We start from the raw sequence: 19,036 nt of genomic DNA, 5'->3' as shown, positions 1-19,036 counted from the left end.
CTAGTCTGTTACTTCAAATTGAAGTGGCTGTGGGAGAACAGAAGCTTTTAACCCGTTAGAGTCTGTAAGATGCTTTTCACTCAGATCAATTTGCAATTGCAACAAATCAGGACGAGCATAGTGTCCAACTGAGTCCATCATCCTTTTACGTTTGGTAATCAAGGAAAAATCCAGATCAGCGATCGCCATTCCTTCCCCGTCGGTGATCGGTGGACACAAATGATTCCCCTCTGGGCCAATAATTGCCGTATTACAACCCCCTTTTAAAACACGCTGTAACGTTTCATCGGGAGTAATTTGGCTCACTTGCTCTGGAGATAGCCAACTGGTTGCATTAACCACAAAACAGCCCGCCTCTAGCGCATGATGTCGAATGGTAACTTCAATTTGATCGGTAAAAATCTGACCCACCAGAGAACCAGGAAACTGGGCGCAGTGAATTTGTTCGTGTTGTGCCATCAGTGCAAAACGAGCTAAGGGGTTATAGTGTTCCCAACAAGCAAGACAGCCAAGCTTACCAACGGCTGTATCTAAGACTTTTAAACCCGAACCGTCTCCCTGTCCCCAAATCATCCGTTCATGATAAGTCGGGGTGATTTTGCGACGTTTGAGTAAAAGTGTTCCATCGGCATCAAAAATCAATTGAGTATTATACAGTGAGCCTTGATCTCGCTCATTAACCCCCAAAACCACCACCATTCCAGAGGTGCGGGCTGCACTACTCACAGCATCAGTTACAGAACTGGGTACGGTAACCGCTTCTTCATAAAGCCTCATGTGTTCTTTTCCCATCAACACAGGGGGTTGAATGAAAGAAAAATAGGGATAGTAGGGGATTAGGGTTTCTGAAAAAACGATCAATTGAACGCCTTCCGTTGCTGCTTTGGCGATCGCATTTAAGACCTTTTCCGTTGTCCCATCCCGACTAAACAATACTGGGCTAATTTGTACGGCTGCTGCTCGAACTGTGCGTGAGTAAGTCATCCTACAGCGTCCAAGTATCTAAAATAAATGCCCCATCCTTACGATGCAATAGTACCAAATCTAGTACATCAAGGGGATTAATCGGACGAATACCTGGAATGAGAGAGGGTTCACCATGTCCGTAGAGAGCTTGTAGGGCAAAGCGACAGGCGTAAACTTTTCCACCTTCTGCCATAAATTTACTCAGTTGGTCATTAAAGTTTTGGTGGCCTGGAAAGGCATTATCACCGATTTTTGGAAAACCACGTTGTACACCGAGAGTCACGCCTGGCCCATACAAGAGTACTGAGGTTTCAAAGCCTTTGCGTAATAAACGTGTGGCTTGTAAGAGATTGACAAAACCAATTGAACCTTCAAAAGCGACAGTATGAAAGGTTACTAGGGCTTTCTCACCTGGTTCTGCTTTGACATCGGGAAATACTTTTTCTTCGTAATCAACAAAAAAATCACCGACTTGATGCGCGGGGGTAGTTACTTCAGGCATGATTTTTTCCTTTTTGTGTTGTGTTGCCAGATTAATCTTTGAGCAAGGGTTATTTTGTATATTTAACTACAAAATCCTACGCAATTCTTAGAACGCTTTATCAGGTTAGCTCAAGTGTTTATCTAAATCAATAGGTTAACAGCCATCATGGAATAAAAACCCTTCTTGCGCCCCTATAATTACCGATATAAATGGCAATCTCAACAAGACGATCAACACAACGTTCTCGATAAATTGAGTCGGTCAACACTCGGTCTGCATTGCCAATTGTAATCACAGGTAATGAATTCGGTGTATTTTCTTCACGCATGACTTGTTCAAGTGAGTCCTCATCTTTCATACTGCGATTAGCTGTTTGATTCTCTTGAGCCAGCCTCCAGACTACTCGATCACTGCTGTCAATTGATAATCCCATCTCTTCAAACGTGCAAAAGCGAATGGAAATAGAATCAAGCCAACCTTGACTAGCAATACTACCTAAAAGAATTCTTGCGTGTCCTTTGAGGTTATGATCGACTAGAAAAATCATAGCTGGGTTTGATGCCGTGCCTTAGATGCCTGAAGTTTTTCCCAAGCGGCTTCTAGTCCAGATGGTGGCGGTAGAATCGCAATTTGGGCAGTACGCTCACGATTTTGCTCTTCGTAATACTGTCGGAGTTCTTCTGCTTCTTTAAGAACAATTTGATATTCAGCTTCAACTTGAGTTCGATAAGTTTCTATATAAGAGAGGGCACCATTAATCTGCTCTTCTGTCAAGTCAAATAAGGAACGAATAAACTTGGGTGGATATTGTGCCGTCACATAGTCCATTACATCGTAGAGGGTAATACGAGTGCCTGCGATCGTCAGCCCGCGTTCTGTGCGAATAATGGCAACCTGCTCATTGGATGATATAGCCATAGCCTTAGTTTCTTAGAAAACTAATTTTATCTTAGCTAAAAAGCTTTATTTTAAGCCTAAATACAGGCAGAATTAATCCTAACGGTTCAATTCGTTTTAATAAAGCATTACCTGATTTAGCGATCGCTCTATCAACAATCAACAATCATCTAGTCATTCAGCTAAGTGAAGGAGATAACTTAATTTTTAGATCCTAATACAGGTCAGTTAGCTCCTTTTAATCACTACCATTTAATCAACAGCAATTTATAATCTAATTAACCAAGAAAGTCCTAAAAAATTGAGTCTGTGTTAGACTTGCTTGGCTAAAAAAAACTAAGATTGCTTTTTCTGATACACTGAACCTACACCAAAGGCACCCAAAGCCAGTAAACTCAAAATTGAGGCTGGTTCAGGAGATGGTTGTATTTCAACCTCTTGGACGGCTGGATCAAATGCACTTGTGATATCGTTGCCCAAGTTGTCGAATGCAGAAATTATCTCAAGTTGATAGTCTAGGACACCATCATTTACGAGTCCTGGTTGTACTGTATAAATGGCTGTGACAAAATCTAATTGACTATTGGGAGCTAATCCAATTCCATTATCAAGCTTAACTGTACCTACAGTAAAAGGTGGGGTCACAATATCCGAGATGAGAGTACGATCAAAAAACGCATCTGCATCTGGCGTTATAGTAGCACTATCCAACAGAAGTTCAGTGTTATCTCTTGTTACTAAATAGGTAAAAGACTGTAATGTGTTAGAAAGACCTGTTGTATCAATACTTAAAGTGAATGTCAATTGCTGCCCGACTTGTACCACTATATCGTTGATTGGATCGCTATCTATCTGTGACCCAGTTGGTCTAAAAGATATTGAGGCTGAATAAGCAGGTGCCACCATTCCTAAGAGAACAGCAGTCACAGACAAATGAGTTAAAACATTTTTCATAATTCACACCTAAGAAAAACTAAAAAATTGGTTACTAATTAAGCACATGATAAAAAACTTAATCTTTCTCAGACGAAATAGAGAGATTAAGCAATTTTTTACTGCTCCTTCAATCAAACCACAATCTCAATTTTTCGATTAAATCTTGAGCAATTTTTAATAATATTTAATATTTAACAATTGTTTAGAAAAATCCTGATTTTTTCTTAAAACACGAACAAAAGTTCTAAATTTTATGAAGTTAAGGGGATTTAAATAATCATTACTTAATAAAAATTAACTTGCTAATATTAAGTTTGATGATTTAGCTAATCCCTTTTAATCCTCTACGTCTCCATAGTTTCACTTGACAGCCTCTAACTGCATCATATGATCAAGAGGAATGATCAGGAAACTTTTGAGATTTGAGAGAGGTCATTAATTAGTCCAAGTTATTTAGATTTATTTAAGATGATTACGAGCCAAGTAAAAATTCATTAACGATACTCCAATCACTCGAATAAGATACTTTTTTTCTAGAAATAATGCAATCTGCCAGGTAACTCGCATCTCTGGCTATTCCAGAAAATCGTCCTGAACCCCAAGTATAAAGCCAAGGCAGTCCCAAAAAGTATAAACCCCAAACATCAGTAACACCTCGCTTGTGACCAGGATATCCCTTACCATCAAAAACAGGTAGATCGATCCAACTAAAATCAGAATGATAACCCGTACACCAGATTACTGCACCGATATTTGCTTCTTGATAATCTAAGGATAAATTTTGTGGTTCTGGCTGCCAAACGGGTTGATAAATGGGTTCTGTAGGGGCTTGAATTTGATGTTTTTCAATAAATCCATCAATGGTTTTTTTAATACTTTCGGCTACACTATCAGCATAATCTAAATTTTCTCCAAGATCATCCCAGAATTCGAGTTGATAGTCACTAATATTTTTTAATCTACCGTGTAATTGCATTCCCTCAATAGCAAATTGTCGTAAATCAATTTCGCGTCCGCCATCACGTCCTGTAACATAGTGATTTGCTTTGTTTCTGACTTTCTCTTTTTGCGGATGTTCATTAATTGATAGATCATAATATCCCATCTGATCTAGCCATTCTACGACATCTTTTCCCCGATATCTTCTAGGCGATCGCGGCGCACTCCCAACGCATAAATGAACTTGTTTCCCTGCTAGATGTAAGTCTTCAGCAATTTGACAACCCGATTGACCTGTACCAACAACTAAAATACTTTTATCGGGTAAAGACTCAGGATTTCTGTATTCTGATGAATGTAACTGGATAATACTTTCAGGAAATCGAGCCGCAATTTTAGGGATTTTGGGCTGATGATAACTTCCTGTCGCAATCACCACCTGATCTGCTGTATAGTCTCCGATAGATGTGATTAATTCAAAACCGTTTTGCTCATCACTTTTGCGAACGCTCAAGACTTCCACATCTTCTTTAAGCGGTGGATTAAAGGATTGCGCGTAAGCTTCAATATATTGAACAATTTCCTCTTTTTGCATAAATCCTTGAGGATCATTACCAGTATATGAATACCCTGGTAACTGACACTGCCAGTTGGGAGTGACTAAACAAAAAGAGTCCCAACGTTTAGCCCGCCAAGCATAGCCGATCTGATTTTTCTCAAAAATAATATGGTCTATGCCTTTCTCTTTTAAACAATAGCTCATGGATAGGCCCGCTTGACCCCCCCCAACAATCGCCACAGAATAATGATTATTCATCGATGCACTTTTCAAAATTATTGCTAAATGTTTACATTAAATGTTGCTCTAAGGTCAATTTTGTATCTTTCGATACCGTAGAATAAGCCAGATTAGCGGGCGAGCGCTAGTAAGAATCGATGCTATAGGTTGATGGAAGTAGAATTAAACTAAAAAACAAAAATTTCCTATACTTTTTGACCTAAAAAATTAATAATATAAAGTGAGATTACAAATACTCTTAACATTTCTTTTTGAAGAAAAATAAAGTTTAAACGAAGATAAATTAATAAGGATCAAGATTTTTACTATAATCAAAATACTTAAATAAATATAAGCATGATTAAGTATTCATAAAATAGTTTTAACTCAATGAATCCAAAACAACTGGATTTGATTGGCTTAATCTTTAATGACACGTAGCATGAATTAGAACGTGTGTAGGAGTGGTAGCTCGATTTTTTTGAAAGCCAAAAGAGGATAGACGAGTATGAAAGCACATGAATTAATGAATCGTTTTGCTGATCAAGAGTCAAATTTTCATGGCGTTAGCTTACATCAAGTGAGTCTAGTAAAAGCGGATCTCTCACGGATTGATTTATCTTGCGCCGATCTCAGTGAAGCTAATTTAAGTCAAGCGGATCTTAGTGGTGCTTGTTTACAGCAAGCGAATTTGAGTGCCGTAGATCTCAGTGATGCTCATTTAGTCGGAACAAATTTGGTAGAGGCGAATTTAATCGGAGCCGATTTAAGTGGGGCGGATTTAAGTGGGGCTAATTTAGCTCGTGCCGATCTCCGATGCGCGAATTTACATCATGCTAATTTAAGTGGAGCTAACCTAATTGAAGCTAATCTTGATGGAGCTGACTTAAATAGAGCTAATTTAGAAGGAGCTAACATTACTCAAACCGATCTCAGTGTTGCTGATACCACAGGGGCTAATCTTTGTGGAACTGAAGTGGGTTGCGATGAAAGTGCTGTTGGTGTTTCTCCTAAGTGGACGACTTGGGCAGGTTAAATGATATAAATAGAGCGAGTGTTAGAAGTCGTGCTGGCTAATAACACTTGCTTCTTATTAGGAGACATCAGCCTTATTTTTAATTCGTCATTCCAGAATGAAAAAAGGCTAAAGTGGTAATGACTTTAACGCCAAATTCTTCTTCAAAAATGGTTTTTTTGTAATCAAAGCTCCACATTTCCAAAGCACAATCATCTTCAGGATTCGCGGGAAACAGATGAATATGTAGCTTACGATATTCGGGGTCGTATTTACATTCAAGATGAGAAATCGCCCCAATTTGTCTACGATCAAGTGCTGCTGCAAGACGAAGCATTGCACTCAATTGTCTAACTATTATTTGATACTGTTCAGGTAGCCTGATGTATTCGTCGTGTTTCTTTTTGGGCTTATTCTTACGGTGATAACGAGCTAAATTGGCAATAATTTCTAATTCAATCTCGCTATAGCCCAATAATTCTGAATTGCGGATTAAATAATAAGAATGCTTATGATGAGCCGAATGACTAACATAATTACCACAGTTATGTAGGATAGAAGCAGCCCAAAGTAATTCCCACTCTGCATCACTCCAAGAATGTAGGACGTTTTGCGTTTGGTCAAAAATGACTTTAGCAAACTGAGCCACCCGTTGACTCGATTCTAGATTGACACCATATTTTTTAGCAATCTTAATCGCACTACGTTCTCGAATTTCGCTTTGATATCTTAAACGATCTTCAATATAGCCGTGTGTTAACATCCAATCTAGAATTACCCCTTCTCGTAAAGCACGTTCACACAAAGTAATTTTATCGAGATTAAGCCGAGTCATGGCTTCTAGCAACACCACTGAACCCGCGAGAATAATTTCAGCCCGTTTATCGGACATCCCAGGTATTGCCATTCGTTGCTCATAGTTGAGAGTCGAAAAACGTTTAACGTAATCTTTGATCTCTTTGCGGGTTAATTGATAGCCGTTAAGAGGACTTGGAACCTCACCAAATTTTTCTAAAGCATTAATTACTGCAAGGGTTTCAATAGTCCCTGATGTACCAATCAGTCGTAATTCTTCGTCGGGTTTAAGATAGAGGCGCATTTCTTCAATGGGACGCTCTAACATTCCTCTGACATAGGCTTTAAGGACAGCAAATTCAGTCGGACTGATCGGATCAGTAGTGATCAAATCTTGAGTTAGACGAACTGCACCAACTTTTGTACTACTTACAAAACGGGAGTCATGACTATCACCTAAAATGATTTCTGTTGAACCCCCACCAATATCAATAATGATATGGGGTTGATTTTGGAAGTCCATCCCTGAGAGGACACCGAGGTAAATGCGTCGGGCTTCTTCGAGTCCTGAAATAAGGTTGACAAAAATTCCAACTTCTGATTCTATTTGTTGAAGAAATTTCTGTCCGTTTGATGCTTCTCTAGTAGCACTGGTCGCAACAGCAATGATCGCTTTAGCATTTAAACTGAGGGCTAGATCCTTACATCGTTTAAGGGCTGCGATCGCTCTTGTCATTGCTTCTTCTGATAATCGACCATCAGGGCAACGATCCCCTAATCTAACGGTATCTTTTTCGCGGGCAATAATAGTAAACGCGCTCAAAGAGGGATCGATCCGAACCACAACCATGTGAACGGAGTTCGTACCAATATCGATCGCGGCGAGAATACAAGGCGTTGCAGAATCAAGACTAGCCAGTTTTGCCCCATTCGTTGTAACTTGGTTGAGAGAATTAACCATAAAATTTATTAGTGTCCTCCAAATCCTTCCTTACTGAAAAGATCATTATCAAACTATGACCCAAACTCAGCCAATTCAAGAGCCAACCTGGTTAACCCTTTTTCGCTTATTGCGTTGGAATAAACCCGCCGGACGTTTAATTTTAATGATTCCGGCTTTGTGGGCGGTTTTTAGTGCGGCACAGGGTTATCCCCCGTTACCCCTTGTCGGTGTTATTATACTCGGAAGTCTGACCACAAGCGCGGCAGGATGTGTAATTAATGATTTGTGGGATCGAGACATTGATCCGCAAGTTGAACGAACCCGTAACCGTCCTCTAGCATCACGTGCTTTGTCAGTTAGAGTTGCTATTATTATCGCGCTAATTGCTTTGGTTTGCGCTGCGGTTTTGGCCTTATATCTAAATTCCCTGAGTTTTTGGCTCTGTGTGGCGGCTGTTCCTGTTATTGTCTGTTATCCTTTGGCTAAACGGTTTTTTCCTATTCCCCAGTTAGTGTTATCCATAGCCTGGGGTTTTGCGGTTTTAATTAGTTGGAGTGCGGTAACCGCTTCTTTAACCCCCGCAACTTGGTTACTTTGGGGGGCAACCGTTGCTTGGACTCTCGGTTTTGATACAGTGTACGCCATGTCAGATCGAGAAGATGATTTAAAAGTCGGCATTAATTCGAGTGCAATCTTTTTTGGTAACTATGCTGCGGAGGCGGTTGGAGTGTTTTTGGCGATCGCTTCGGGATTATTAGCGGGTTTTGGTGTAGAAATGGAATTATCTTGGCCATTTTGGTTCGCTTGGACGATTACGGTTATGGGATGGGTTGTACATTATCTTCGTTTACGTCAGCAAAACATTGAAAAAGCGGCTTATGGGGAGATTTTCGCTCAAAATGTCTGGTTAGGTTTTATTTTACTCAGTGGCATCATTTTAGGTCAATTTATTTAATCATTTAAAAGGTCAGACCGTTTCAAGCCTGACCTAAATTATTTTCTTGTGGTTTTTATCTGGCTGATTCTGCTTAAAAATTACCAAATAAAAATGATGCTTGAGCTACAATAAAACGTTTTTTGTGGAAACTAATTTTAGATATTTTATTAATCATATAAATAAAAAGTAAAAAACTTGGGTAGATCAGGTATTTGAGATTTTTATGCGAATACGTTAAAAATAATATCAAGAAAGCTTTTAGGAGAAAAATAAAATAATCGTTTGGATAATTCCTACCAAAAAACCTAGTACTCCTCCTAAATTAACAATTGCTTGCAGTTCACTTTTAACAATGCCATTAATCGCATTTTCTAATTCAACAGGAGAAGTTGTTTTAACCCGTTCAATAATTACTTGATCGATTGATAAAATCGGAATAGCTTGAGCCACAAGTCTTTCTAAATCTTCTTCTAAATACCGTTCTAGAATTAAAGCAAGTTCTTGACTAATAACTTCTAAAGAACTGGTCAAAACTGGAGAATCTTGGAGACGATTAATAATTACAACAGCGATTTTATCCCAATCAATTGACTGACCAAAATCTTCGATAAATTGCGCTCCATTATCTTGAATATAATTTCTGACTGTATCTCTAGTCGTTTTTCGCAGTTGACGAACCGTTGAAATCGGTAAATTTTCTAAAGATAGATTTTGTAACCAAATTCGTAAGCGGTTGCGAATTTCAAGAGATAGGAATAGCTCTTTTAAACGAGTATTAGCTATGTCTTTTTCATCTAAACAGAAACTTCTTAAACGCTGTAAAGCATTTTTTACACCAAATAAATTAGCAACAACCCAATAGGTTCCACTGGTTTTTTCGCGGAAACCTTCATCAATAACTTGTATATTTCGATCCGTTAAAAAATCAATCAGTAATTGACGAATTATATCTGGAGGGATCACCGTTTCTAATAACCAGTCAGAAAACTGACGCGCTTGATTATCTGTTAAACGAAAATCAAGAACAATTTGATCGAATATTTGATTGAGTTGAGTTTCTAAAAAATCTTCTCGTCGGGCTAATACTTTCAAAAGTCGGGGTAAAGACTCACCAAATAAATCTCTGAGAATATGAGATAGTATTTTTGCGGTTTTTTGGTCTTTATCGGCACGAATTTTACTAATTGCTAATTGTAATAGCCAAAGAATCGTATTTTGAACTCGTTCGGTTTCTAATAGTCGTTTAGCAAGTCTTTGCAGTTCTTCGGGAGTTAACAAAGAACTCATAATAGTATCCGAAACCCGTTGCGCTAAACGTTCTTGGTTTCGGGGAATTAAACCAGGTGTGAAAGGAAGACGACGCTTACCGAAATAAATGGCTCGGTACGGACGAAAGAGCATCTGGATGGCGATATCATTGGTAAAGTATCCAATAATCGCTCCAGCGACGGGTGGAACAATAAGAGTCCAAACAGTTGAAAATTCCAAGGTTGTCAACAAAAAATCAAAACTATTTAGTCAGCACTAATACGCCCATTAATCCACTTGCTAGGGGATAATGAACCGCATGGGAAAATTTAACTTGATATCCTAATTTAATTTGTTCAGTCCCGATGGGAAAATGATCGACACTAGGACTAATATAGGCGTACTCATCAGTTAAATCAAAGCGTTTCGCTTCTTTTACAACGATTTGATCGAGATACCATTGTTGGAAACTACGGATTAAAGGTTGATTAGGACGATGGAAATCAAGAATAGCCACTTTTGCACTTGGTTTAAGAACTCGATATAACTCTTTTAAACTTTGAGGAATATCAATCACATTTCTTAGTCCATAACCCATCGTAGCACAATCAAAAGTTTGAGCATCGAAGGGCAAATTAAGGGCATCTCCTTCTATCCATTCTAAGGGAAGATGGGGGGTATTTTGTGTAGCTCGTTGTTTGGCGATCGCTAATAATTCGGCTGAAAAATCTAATCCGATCACTTTGCCTGTTTTTCCGACTCGTTGGGCTAATCGTTGAGCTAGATCACCTGTACCACAGCAGACATCTAACCCCAAATCCCCCGCTTTGGGTTGACACCATTTCACCGTCATTAACTTCCAGACGCGATGAAGTCCAAAACTAAGAGATTGATTGAGTTCATCATACATCGGAGCGAGTCGATTAAAAATAGCTTGCACGTCTGAAGCGGAAACCTGATTTTGATTCATAAATAACGCAGCGAATACGATCTATCTCTAATTATTCCCGATCAAGGGTCGTCACAGCAAACAGTTACATTTCACGGCTCAATGATCTGTGTATGATGAAATGAGTAATATTTTAGTTAAAAATGAGTCAACAGGGTATACTTTATCTAGTCGGAACACCAATCGGCAATTTAGAAGACATGACGTTTCGGGCAGTTCGCATTCTAAAAAATGTTGATCTAATTGCAGCCGAAGATACTCGACATACAGGTAAATTACTACAACACTTTCAAATTACTACCCCTGCAATTAGCTATCATCAACATAATCGCTTTGAGCGTGAGATAGATTTACTCCTAGAACTTAAACAAGGAAAAAATCTTGCTTTAGTTACCGATGCAGGAATGCCGAGCATTTCCGATCCAGGTTATGATTTAGTGAAAGCTTGTCATGAACATCAGATTTTAGTGATTCCCATTCCTGGTGTCACCGCAGCCATTACCGCATTAGCTGTATCGGGTTTATCCACAGAAAGATTTTGTTTTGAGGGTTTTTTGCCCACTAAAACCAAAGAACGACGTGAAAGACTAGAGACATTAAAGTTAGAAAATCGTACACTGATTTTTTATGAAGCTCCTCATCGAATTGTTGAAACACTAGAAGACTTTAACGAGTATTTTGGCGAAAACCGTATGATTGTTTTAGCCAGAGAGTTAACAAAACTTTATGAGGAAATTTGGCGAGGAACGATCAAAGATGCGATCGTACTTTATACTTCAGAACAACCCAAAGGAGAATATACCTTAGTAGTAGCTGGTGCCAGTTTAACTGAAATTCCAGAATTATCCGAAGCACAGTTAAAACAAGAATTATATAAATTAATGAATCAAGGGATGACACGTTCACAAGCAAGTCGTCATCTAGCAGAGACCAGTCATTTATCCCGTCGTCAAATTTATCAACTTGCCTTAGAAATAGAAGATTAAGTTGATCTAAATTCAATAGGCTAGATATTAAGGCAACAAAATTAGGAAAATAATCAGTTTAGATGACGTATATAACAGGAACCACACAACTTTTAGGCGTAATTGGAGATCCGATTAAACATTCTCTCTCACCTGTGATGCACAATGCGGCATTACAAGAGATGGGTGAGAATTATGTTTATGTTCCATTTTCGATTAAAGCCAAAGATTTAAAAACAGCGATCGCAGGATTTGAAACGATTGGGGTTAAAGGATTTAGTGTGACGATTCCCCATAAACTAGAAATTATGCCCTTACTCTGTGAAATTACGAAAACGGCTAAATTAGTCGGTGCGGTTAATACGGTATGGCACACTGAGACGGGATGGAAAGGAACAAATACTGATGTTGCAGGTTTTCTCGCACCCTTAAAAACGTTATCCCACGATTGGAGCCAAATTACACCGATTATTTTAGGCAATGGTGGAGCAGCCAGAGCCGTTGTAGTTGGTTGTGTTGAGTTAGGATGCCCAGAAATTCATATTGTCGGGCGAAACCTTCAAAAATTAGCTGAATTTCAAAACAGTTGGGCTAATTTATCCAGTAAAGTTAATATTTTTACACCAGACCAATTACCAGAACTCATACCACAAACTCAACTATTAGTCAATACTACTCCAGTCGGAATGTACCCAAAAACCGATGAATCTCCTGTAGAATTAAGGGTTTTAGAGAAATTAGCAACAGGTGCGATCGCATATGATTTAATTTATACTCCTAATCCCACGCAATTTTTAGCCCAAGCTCGACAAAAAGGTGCTATAATAATAGACGGTTTAGAAATGCTATTGCAGCAAGGTGCAATTGCCCTCGAAATTTGGACAAAAAAGAAGCCTCCGATAGAGATAATGCGGCAATCTTTGAAAAAACATTTAAAACTAAATTAAATCCTCATAAAGAAAAAAAATTTCTGCTGTACGGTATACGGCAGTTAGCCTATATGCCTGTGCTAAAATCAGCATACTAGGGATCAGCAGCAGATGATGGAGACAGGCTATGTTTGAACGCTTTACAGAAAAAGCCATAAAAGTAATCATGCTTGCCCAAGAAGAAGCCCGTCGTTTGGGCCACAACTTCGTAGGAACAGAGCAGATCTTACTCGGTTTAATCGGCGAGGGAACGGGTGTCGCAGCCAAGGTTCTCAAATCAATGGGAGTGAATCTAAAAGATGCTCGCATTGAAGTCGAAAAAATCATCGGCCGTGGCTCAGGTTTCGTTGCTGTAGAAATTCCCTTTACCCCCAGAGCCAAACGGGTTCTAGAACTGTCACTTGAAGAGGCACGTCAGCTAGGACACAATTACATCGGCACAGAACACCTATTATTAGGTTTGATTCGAGAAGGGGAAGGGGTCGCGGCACGAGTTTTAGAAAATCTAGGTGTAGACCTCTCTAAAGTCCGCACTCAAGTGATTCGGATGCTCGGAGAAACCGCCGAAGTCGCAGCAGGAAGTACCGCCACAGGACGCACGAAAACCCCAACCCTTGATGAATTTGGTACAAATCTCACTCAGTTGGCGGTTGAACGCAAACTCGACCCCGTTGTAGGACGACAGAAAGAAATTGAGCGTGTCATCCAAATCTTGGGACGACGCACCAAAAATAACCCCGTTTTGATCGGTGAACCGGGTGTCGGAAAAACAGCGATCGCTGAAGGATTGGCCCAACGCATTTCGACAAAAGATATTCCCGACATCCTCGAAGATAAACGGGTGGTGACGCTAGATATTGGTTTACTGGTAGCAGGAACCAAGTATCGGGGTGAATTTGAAGAACGCCTCAAAAAAATCATGGATGAAATTCGCACGGCGGGTAATGTCATTCTCGTCATTGATGAGGTTCATACCCTGATAGGGGCGGGGGCAGCCGAAGGGGCGATCGATGCCGCGAATATCCTCAAACCCGCTTTAGCTCGTGGTGAATTACAGTGTATCGGTGCGACGACTCTCGATGAATACCGCAAGCACATCGAACGAGATGCTGCACTAGAACGACGTTTTCAACCTGTAATGGTCGGTGAACCCTCAGTTGATGAAACGATTGAAATTCTCTATGGTTTACGTGAACGCTACGAACAACATCACAAACTGAAAATTTTAGATGAGGCACTCGTGGCGGCGGCGAAATTATCGGATCGGTATATTAGCGATCGCTTCCTCCCCGATAAGGCTATAGACTTGATTGATGAAGCAGGTTCTCGTGTTCGTTTGCTCAATTCTCAACTGCCTCCAGCCGCGAAAGAACTCGAAAAAGAACTTAAAGGCATCTTGAAACAAAAAGATGACTCGGTTCGTTCCCAAGATTTTGAAAAAGCGGGAGAACTTAGAGATCGTGAAATTGAACTTAGAGAACAAATTCAGTCAATTGCTTCTGCTAAGAAAACTGAAGGCGAAACCGTCGATCCAGTCGTCAGCGCCGAAGAAATTGCCCATATTGTCGCCTCTTGGACTGGGGTTCCCGTCAATAAACTGACTGAAACCGAATCCGAGAAATTGATGCACATGGAAGATACCCTGCATCAAAGATTAATCGGTCAAGAAGACGCAGTAAAAGCCGTCTCTCGTGCGATTCGTCGGGCTAGAGTGGGACTGAAAAACCCCAACCGTCCGATCGCATCATTTATCTTCTCTGGCCCCACTGGTGTCGGGAAAACCGAGTTAACCAAAGCACTCGCGGCTTATTTCTTCGGTTCGGAAGATGCGATGATCCGTCTGGATATGTCGGAATATATGGAACGTCATACGGTTTCTAAATTGATTGGTTCTCCTCCTGGGTATGTCGGTTACAACGAAGGGGGACAATTAACCGAAGCCGTTCGCCGTCGTCCTTATACGGTGGTTCTCTTTGATGAGATCGAAAAAGCACACCCAGATGTGTTTAATATGTTGCTGCAAATCTTGGAAGATGGTCGTTTGACTGATGCTAAGGGTCGGACAGTGGACTTTAAGAATACCCTGTTGATCATGACTTCAAACATCGGTTCTAAGGTCATCGAAAAAGGTGGCGGTGGAATTGGTTTTGAGTTTGGTGGAGTCGATGAAAGCGAAGCCCAATACAATCGTATTCGTTCTCTAGTTAATGAAGAACTCAAACAATACTTCCGTCCAGAATTCCTCAACCGACTTGATGAGATCATTGTCTTCCGTCAACTCAATAAAGATGAAGTCAAAGAAATCTCGGAAATCTTGCTCAAAGAGGTCTTCTCACGTCTAACCGAACAGCAAATTACTTTAACCGTCACCGACAAATTTAAAGAACGCTTAGTTGAAGAAGGATATAACCCCTCTTACGGTGCGCGTCCTTTACGTCGGGCGATTATGCGTCTTCTCGAAGATGTCATGGCTGAAGAAATTCTTTCAGGTCGCTTGAAAGAAGGTGATACAGCCAAAATTGATATTGATGAAGAAGGTAAAGTGAAGGTTTTACCAGCTTACAAAGAAGCCGAATTACTAACCTCTGCCTCTGAATAGATTCTTGATTTAATATTTTTCGTTCCCTCCTGATATCAGGGGGGATTTTTTTCACCGTTCCATGTGTTCTAATTCGATATTGAGGGCATTCACTGAGATGGAAATTTCATATAACGAAAGCACTAAAGAAATGACCATCGCCATTAAACTGATCCCGAAGGCAATTTCACCCCATCTAGGATAAGTAAAAAAGAGACAAGCCATCGAAAACGTACACAACAGAAAACCGAGTGCGCCATAAAACTGCATCCATTTAATCAGTTGAACTCTTTTTTTTAAATTACGGATTTGTCGGCGAGTCAAGTCTGGTTCGACATCTTTAGAACGTCTATTTAATTCTCGAATTAATTGCGCTATTACTAAAAATCGATTCGTATAAGCCAGCAATAACAGCGAGATCGCAGGAAATAGTAAGGCTGGAGTTGTGAGCGAGAGATCAGCTAACCGTGACATGATTTTTTTTAACTACAATCAAATCCTAATTTTAGCTAAATCTACTTTTTAGTCTAGGAATTCTTGTTCATAGCTTGGATCGTGAGTTCCTAGTAGTTTATCCCAAAACGTAAAATACAGCCCATAATGTACCCGATATTTACGATGATGAATCGAATGATGCGTAGGGCCAATCAACCATTTACTCAACCAGTCACGCATCAATGAACGGGGAAAGGGATCAATACCGAGATGGGTTACAACCGCCCAAATGGTCATTGTCATCAGTAAAGCAATTAATGTGATGAAATGGAGAGGAATTAAAAAAACAATTCCGATAAAGAAAAATCCCTGAAAAATTGCTTCGGGTAAATCAAAGGCAAAAGATGTCCAAGGAGTCGGTTCAAGCGAGCGATGATGGCCATGATGTAGCCATTTAAACAATAATGGATTATGGAATGTCCGATGAATTATATAAAAATATCCATCTTGAAGGATGAGGATCGCCACAAAACTAAATCCGATATACCATAGACCGTATTGAGTGAAAGAAGAGTACAAACGTGTCAACCCCGAATCGTATCCTGAGAGAATAAGGGCAGCGCAAAAGGAAAAAAACACCGCAGATAAAATCGCTAGTTTAATATCGTGTCGCATTGACTTCCATTTTGGGGGCAAAGAGCGTAAATTCTTTTTGATATAGGGCTTTCCCATATCAGAATAGAAGAACCAATACACTCCTCCAGCAATGAGAAAATAGCGGATGAGAATGATCCCAAAAAATGCCAACCAATAGTAACCAAGCTTTTCTAAAATCAAGAAAAATCTTTAAAATTAATTAGATTACAGATTGAAGCTTATCAGATTTACGAGCTTCTGCGCTCTATCATAAGCAATGTTGTTCATCTGTCACCCGCATTATAGCTTTTTAATGCTTTAGCTTTGCTTTACTTCGTTGCTTAACTTTATTTTCAACATTAATCGCTCTTGACTCTAGTTTAAATTCAGGAATTTCTCGAAGTTGAATATCTTCTAAGTTGTATTGTTCACATACTAGACTCAGACGAAACCCAGAACTACTGACGGGGTTGACGGAGTGAGTAAGATCTCCTTGGAAAAAGACCAAGGTATTTGCTTGAGGTCGAATTTGTCCAATCTGGCGTGTATGCGATCGTAATACTAATTCGCCTCCAACTAAATCACTTGGAACTTTTATATAAAGAACACTCACCACGTTAGGGGGATCTATGGTTTTGCAATAGGAACGCAAGGAGCGATCAATATGTGGATCGACCCGTGAGCCTGATTTTAGGAGCAAAGGATTAAGATAAAACGCATTACAATCACTTTGTAGGGCTTGTTCTAGATAGCGACCAAAGTAAGGAAATTGCTGTTCAACGGTTTGAAGATGCGATCGCCGAAACACCACAGAGAATCCTTTAGTCCCCACAAAGTCACGATTTAGATTATTCACGGCAAAATACGGACAAGCTAAAATCTGTCCTTGTAACTCACTGAGATAATCTTGAGCGAAAGCTTGAGAACGTTGATGATAAAACATTTAATTTGAACGTTGGCAAAGGCACCTCATCTACCGAATGCGGTATGAGTGTCCTAAACTGCATTTCTTTTTTATAAGACGTGCCTATATTAGCCATAAAAAATTCTTTGTCAAGATATTCTTTACAATTTGTAATAAACTTGTTACATTTATTTACATAAGCTAAAAAACAAAATCAATATTAAAACAGCATAAAAAAAAGAGGTAATGAAAAATGTTTGCACCTTTAATCGTTTTTGTTCGTAACTACATCGGAAAAGCTAAATTTAACCAACTTAGAGGAAAAGCGATCGCCCTTCACGCTCAAACCATCACGAATTTCTGTAACAAAGTTGGCATCGAAAACAGTACTAGACAAAATTTAATCCGTCGTGCGAAAGATAACGGGAAAAGGTTAGGTTTACTAGCCTAATAGCTATGAGGGTTCTTCTCTCTTGTCAAATTGCATTGAGTTCTCCTATTGAGTGTTCCTCGGTTGATTGCCGGGGTTTTTTATTATTTAAAAATACACCCAACAAAAAAGAGTGAGCTAAACTCACCCTAGGATACAAAAAGAGATGAAATGAAAATCTTTAAATAACGTCTACCACTTACTAGCGACAACTTCAGCAAGGTCTACGACACGTTGCGAGTAACCCCATTCGTTATCGTACCAAGCGACAACTTTAACCATATCGCCACCGACTACCATCGTTAGGCTTGCATCAATAATTGATGATGAGTTAGTTCCACGATAATCAGAGGAAACTAGAGGTAAATCATTATATTCTAGTATACCTTTTAATTGTCCTTCTGCGGCTGCTTTAAGAACTTCGTTGACTTGTTCTGAGATCGTACTTTTTTCGACTTGAACCACTAAATCTACCACAGACACGTTAGGAGTCGGTACCCGTAGAGCAATACCATTGAGTTTACCCTTCATATCTGGAATGACTAGAGCAACTGCTTTCGCTGCACCCGTAGAAGTGGGAACAATATTAACGGCGGCGGCTCTGGCACGACGTAGATCGCGGTGACTAGAATCAAGAATACGTTGATCACCCGTATAACTGTGAGTCGTTGTCATTGTGCCTTTAATGATTCCGAAATTTTCGTGAAGCACTTTGACAACAGGAGCTAGACAGTTTGTGGTACAACTAGCATTACTGATCACATTGTACTGATTAGGGTCGTAATCCTGTTCGTTAACACCGACGACAAAAGTACCAACACCTGCACCCTTACCAGGAGCAGTAATTAAAACTTTCTTCGCACCCGCAGCAATATGCTTAGATGCACCTTCTTCATCGACAAAAACCCCAGTTGCTTCGATAATTAAATCGACACCCCAGGAATCCCAAGGCAAATTTAAGGGATTGCGATCGGATACACATTTAATCGTTTTTCCATTTACCGTAATCGTATCGTCATCCGCGCTGATTTCAGCATCTAACTTACCTAGCATGGAATCGTATCTGAGTAGGTGGGCGTTGGTTCTTGGATCAGAGGTATCATTAATGCCTACCACCTCTAGCTGACTATTCTCACGCCCTAACCAGCATCTTAGAAAATTACGTCCGATACGTCCGAACCCGTTGATCGCTACTCTAACCACTGCGTCTTGCCCTCTATGTTCTTGTTCAATAGATTAGATTATTAATGACCCCAATCATACCTTAAAGGC

The 19,036-nt window shown here is 39.8% G+C and carries 19 protein-coding genes; 6 read left to right on the top strand and 13 right to left on the bottom strand.

Annotated features, from left to right (window positions below):
* The 6 genes from CFPU101_RS04785 to CFPU101_RS04760 form a co-directional block, all read right to left on the bottom strand.
* The gene (locus tag CFPU101_RS04785) at window positions 1-984 is read right to left on the bottom strand and encodes a Nit6803 family nitrilase (protein ID WP_206814194.1); all 984 of its coding nucleotides are present in this window, start codon (window positions 982-984) and stop codon (window positions 1-3) included.
* A gap of 1 nt (window position 985) precedes the next feature.
* The gene (locus CFPU101_RS04780; RefSeq protein WP_206814193.1) at window positions 986-1,468 is read right to left on the bottom strand and encodes an MSMEG_0572/Sll0783 family nitrogen starvation response protein; all 483 of its coding nucleotides are present in this window, start codon (window positions 1,466-1,468) and stop codon (window positions 986-988) included.
* Between the two features lie 145 nt (window positions 1,469-1,613).
* Window positions 1,614-1,997, bottom strand: coding sequence for an ACP S-malonyltransferase (locus CFPU101_RS04775; protein WP_206814192.1), 384 nt, complete (start codon window positions 1,995-1,997; stop codon window positions 1,614-1,616).
* Window positions 1,994-2,368 (bottom strand): DUF433 domain-containing protein, encoded by a 375-nt coding sequence (locus CFPU101_RS04770; RefSeq protein WP_206814191.1) that lies wholly within the window; start codon window positions 2,366-2,368, stop codon window positions 1,994-1,996. The genes CFPU101_RS04775 and CFPU101_RS04770 overlap by 4 nt, the downstream gene beginning before the upstream one ends.
* 315 nt (window positions 2,369-2,683) lie before the next feature.
* Window positions 2,684-3,301, bottom strand: a complete 618-nt coding sequence (locus tag CFPU101_RS04765; protein ID WP_206814190.1) for a hypothetical protein — start codon at window positions 3,299-3,301, stop codon at window positions 2,684-2,686.
* 454 nt (window positions 3,302-3,755) lie between these two features.
* A complete protein-coding gene (locus CFPU101_RS04760; RefSeq protein ID WP_206814189.1) occupies window positions 3,756-5,039 on the bottom strand; it encodes an MSMEG_0569 family flavin-dependent oxidoreductase in 1,284 nt (427 codons plus the stop codon).
* Window positions 5,040-5,508: 469 nt separating this feature from the next.
* Between CFPU101_RS04760 and CFPU101_RS04755 the strand changes: the two genes are divergently transcribed.
* The gene (locus CFPU101_RS04755; RefSeq protein ID WP_206814188.1) at window positions 5,509-6,036 is read left to right on the top strand and encodes a pentapeptide repeat-containing protein; all 528 of its coding nucleotides are present in this window, start codon (window positions 5,509-5,511) and stop codon (window positions 6,034-6,036) included.
* A 79-nt stretch (window positions 6,037-6,115) separates the two neighbouring features.
* Here CFPU101_RS04755 and CFPU101_RS04750 read toward each other — a convergent pair whose 3' ends face one another.
* Window positions 6,116-7,771, bottom strand: coding sequence for a Ppx/GppA phosphatase family protein (locus CFPU101_RS04750; protein WP_206814187.1), 1,656 nt, complete (start codon window positions 7,769-7,771; stop codon window positions 6,116-6,118).
* Between the two features lie 55 nt (window positions 7,772-7,826).
* Between CFPU101_RS04750 and CFPU101_RS04745 the strand changes: the two genes are divergently transcribed.
* The gene (locus CFPU101_RS04745) at window positions 7,827-8,708 is read left to right on the top strand and encodes a 4-hydroxybenzoate solanesyltransferase (protein ID WP_206814186.1); all 882 of its coding nucleotides are present in this window, start codon (window positions 7,827-7,829) and stop codon (window positions 8,706-8,708) included.
* Between the two features lie 240 nt (window positions 8,709-8,948).
* On the opposite strand, the gene CFPU101_RS04740 is transcribed toward CFPU101_RS04745, so the two are convergent.
* Both CFPU101_RS04740 and ubiE read right to left on the bottom strand, forming a co-directional pair.
* Window positions 8,949-10,178: a DUF445 domain-containing protein gene (locus tag CFPU101_RS04740; protein WP_206814185.1), complete on the bottom strand. Its 1,230-nt coding sequence runs from the start codon at window positions 10,176-10,178 to the stop codon at window positions 8,949-8,951.
* 22 nt (window positions 10,179-10,200) lie between these two features.
* A complete protein-coding gene (gene ubiE, locus CFPU101_RS04735) occupies window positions 10,201-10,908 on the bottom strand; it encodes a bifunctional demethylmenaquinone methyltransferase/2-methoxy-6-polyprenyl-1,4-benzoquinol methylase UbiE (RefSeq protein ID WP_206814184.1) in 708 nt (235 codons plus the stop codon).
* 122 nt (window positions 10,909-11,030) lie between these two features.
* Between ubiE and rsmI the strand changes: the two genes are divergently transcribed.
* From rsmI to CFPU101_RS04720, 3 genes are all read left to right on the top strand, one after another.
* A complete protein-coding gene (gene rsmI, locus CFPU101_RS04730; RefSeq protein WP_206814183.1) occupies window positions 11,031-11,873 on the top strand; it encodes a 16S rRNA (cytidine(1402)-2'-O)-methyltransferase in 843 nt (280 codons plus the stop codon).
* Window positions 11,874-11,935: 62 nt separating this feature from the next.
* Window positions 11,936-12,799: a shikimate dehydrogenase gene (locus CFPU101_RS04725; RefSeq protein ID WP_206814182.1), complete on the top strand. Its 864-nt coding sequence runs from the start codon at window positions 11,936-11,938 to the stop codon at window positions 12,797-12,799.
* A 109-nt stretch (window positions 12,800-12,908) separates the two neighbouring features.
* A complete protein-coding gene (locus CFPU101_RS04720; RefSeq protein WP_206814181.1) occupies window positions 12,909-15,380 on the top strand; it encodes an ATP-dependent Clp protease ATP-binding subunit in 2,472 nt (823 codons plus the stop codon).
* A 51-nt stretch (window positions 15,381-15,431) separates the two neighbouring features.
* Here CFPU101_RS04720 and CFPU101_RS04715 read toward each other — a convergent pair whose 3' ends face one another.
* The 3 genes from CFPU101_RS04715 to CFPU101_RS04705 form a co-directional block, all read right to left on the bottom strand.
* Window positions 15,432-15,833 (bottom strand): DUF2721 domain-containing protein, encoded by a 402-nt coding sequence (locus CFPU101_RS04715; protein ID WP_242577770.1) that lies wholly within the window; start codon window positions 15,831-15,833, stop codon window positions 15,432-15,434.
* 48 nt (window positions 15,834-15,881) lie between these two features.
* Entirely contained in the window at window positions 15,882-16,601 is a 720-nt protein-coding gene (locus tag CFPU101_RS04710) for a sterol desaturase family protein (protein WP_242577769.1), read from the bottom strand.
* Window positions 16,602-16,740: 139 nt separating this feature from the next.
* Complete coding sequence (locus tag CFPU101_RS04705; protein WP_206814180.1) at window positions 16,741-17,373, bottom strand: 2OG-Fe(II) oxygenase; 633 nt, start codon at window positions 17,371-17,373, stop codon at window positions 16,741-16,743.
* Window positions 17,374-17,587: 214 nt separating this feature from the next.
* On the opposite strand from CFPU101_RS04705, the gene CFPU101_RS04700 reads away from it, so the two are divergent.
* Window positions 17,588-17,785: an electron transporter gene (locus CFPU101_RS04700; protein WP_206814179.1), complete on the top strand. Its 198-nt coding sequence runs from the start codon at window positions 17,588-17,590 to the stop codon at window positions 17,783-17,785.
* A gap of 171 nt (window positions 17,786-17,956) precedes the next feature.
* On the opposite strand, the gene CFPU101_RS04695 is transcribed toward CFPU101_RS04700, so the two are convergent.
* Window positions 17,957-18,967, bottom strand: a complete 1,011-nt coding sequence (locus tag CFPU101_RS04695) for a type I glyceraldehyde-3-phosphate dehydrogenase (RefSeq protein WP_206814178.1) — start codon at window positions 18,965-18,967, stop codon at window positions 17,957-17,959.
* Window positions 18,968-19,036 lie beyond the last annotated feature (69 nt).

This window comes from Chroococcus sp. FPU101 (assembly GCF_017312365.1).
In the GTDB taxonomy this organism is placed as follows: Bacteria; Cyanobacteriota; Cyanobacteriia; order Cyanobacteriales; family Microcystaceae; genus Chroococcus.
Note: the sequence above shows the minus strand (reverse complement) of the source record. Positions and strands in the feature narration are given on the sequence as shown.

Bases quoted from the DNA above. Each gene is read 5' to 3' on its own strand.
- CFPU101_RS04705 (WP_206814180.1), bottom strand. From the start codon at position 17,373: ATGTTTTATCATCAACGTTCTCAAGCTTTCGCTCAAGATTATCTCAGT.
- CFPU101_RS04715 (WP_242577770.1), bottom strand. From the start codon at position 15,833: ATGTCACGGTTAGCTGATCTCTCGCTCACAACTCCAGCCTTACTATTT.
- ubiE (WP_206814184.1), bottom strand. From the start codon at position 10,908: ATGAATCAAAATCAGGTTTCCGCTTCAGACGTGCAAGCTATTTTTAAT.
- CFPU101_RS04745 (WP_206814186.1), top strand. From the start codon at position 7,827: ATGACCCAAACTCAGCCAATTCAAGAGCCAACCTGGTTAACCCTTTTT.
- CFPU101_RS04720 (WP_206814181.1), top strand. From the start codon at position 12,909: ATGTTTGAACGCTTTACAGAAAAAGCCATAAAAGTAATCATGCTTGCC.
- CFPU101_RS04750 (WP_206814187.1), bottom strand. From the start codon at position 7,771: ATGGTTAATTCTCTCAACCAAGTTACAACGAATGGGGCAAAACTGGCT.
- CFPU101_RS04765 (WP_206814190.1), bottom strand. From the start codon at position 3,301: ATGAAAAATGTTTTAACTCATTTGTCTGTGACTGCTGTTCTCTTAGGA.
- CFPU101_RS04700 (WP_206814179.1), top strand. From the start codon at position 17,588: ATGTTTGCACCTTTAATCGTTTTTGTTCGTAACTACATCGGAAAAGCT.
- CFPU101_RS04770 (WP_206814191.1), bottom strand. From the start codon at position 2,368: ATGGCTATATCATCCAATGAGCAGGTTGCCATTATTCGCACAGAACGC.
- CFPU101_RS04725 (WP_206814182.1), top strand. From the start codon at position 11,936: ATGACGTATATAACAGGAACCACACAACTTTTAGGCGTAATTGGAGAT.
- CFPU101_RS04760 (WP_206814189.1), bottom strand. From the start codon at position 5,039: ATGAATAATCATTATTCTGTGGCGATTGTTGGGGGGGGTCAAGCGGGC.
- CFPU101_RS04780 (WP_206814193.1), bottom strand. From the start codon at position 1,468: ATGCCTGAAGTAACTACCCCCGCGCATCAAGTCGGTGATTTTTTTGTT.
- CFPU101_RS04785 (WP_206814194.1), bottom strand. From the start codon at position 984: ATGACTTACTCACGCACAGTTCGAGCAGCAGCCGTACAAATTAGCCCA.
- CFPU101_RS04755 (WP_206814188.1), top strand. From the start codon at position 5,509: ATGAAAGCACATGAATTAATGAATCGTTTTGCTGATCAAGAGTCAAAT.
- CFPU101_RS04775 (WP_206814192.1), bottom strand. From the start codon at position 1,997: ATGATTTTTCTAGTCGATCATAACCTCAAAGGACACGCAAGAATTCTT.
- rsmI (WP_206814183.1), top strand. From the start codon at position 11,031: ATGAGTCAACAGGGTATACTTTATCTAGTCGGAACACCAATCGGCAAT.